We start from the raw sequence: 880 nt of genomic DNA, 5'->3' as shown, positions 1-880 counted from the left end.
TATATAAAGGTGTGCCTCTTTTTCAAACGGTGCAAAAACGATTAGACCGGTTGAACCTTGTATTACGAGAAAATTTAACTGGGATTCGCGTCATTCGTGCCTTTAATCGTGAAACCCAAGAGAAGGAACGCCTTAAGAAAGCTAATAAAGAATTGACAGATGTCTCGATTAAAGTAAATAAAGTTATGGCCTTTATGATGCCTATAATGATGCTTGTCATGAACTTGACGGTTGTTGGTATCATTTGGTTTGGTGGAGTTCGAATTGATAACGGCGGTATGCAGATTGGGGACTTAATGGCCTTTATCCAATATGTGATRCAAATTATGTTCGCACTTGTTATGGCATCCATGATGTTCGTTATGGTTCCTCGTGCGGCTGTGTCGGCAACTCGGATAAACGAAGTCCTTGACATGAAACCTTCATTCCTAGATGAGGGAACAGATAAGGCAGATCGTGAACACGGTACACTTGAATTTGAACATGTAACCTTCAGTTACCCAGGAGCAGAAGAACCTGCATTATCGGATATTAGTTTTTCTGCAAGACCTGGTGAGATCACCGCAATCATCGGTGGAACAGGTTCAGGAAAATCAACGCTCGTCAATTTGATCCCTCGCTTTTATGATATTTCAAGTGGATCTATTCGCGTTAATGGTGTTGATATTCGTATGGCATCACAAGATGAAATTCGTTCAAAAATTGGCTTTGTGCCACAAAAAGCCATCCTCTTTACGGGTACTATTGCTGACAACATTCGCTTTGGAAAACAAACCGCCACACAGGAGGAAATTGAGCATGCGGCTCGCATTGCGCAAGCAGAAGATTTTATAAGCAAAATGAAAGACGGCTATTATGCAGAAATCGAACAAGGCGGCTC

Annotated in this window: 1 protein-coding gene; it reads left to right on the top strand. The window is 41.6% G+C overall.

All coding sequences use genetic code 11. The annotated features are described in order from the left end of the window. Positions 1-880, top strand: an 880-nt coding sequence (locus AC1DUW_RS30720) for an ABC transporter ATP-binding protein (protein WP_477644436.1), incomplete at both ends; no start/stop codon positions are given.

It is taken from the genome of Peribacillus sp. P4_C12 (genome assembly GCF_056402095.1).
The sequence above is the reverse complement of the archived record's forward strand: the minus strand, read 5'-3'. Positions and strand labels throughout refer to the sequence as shown.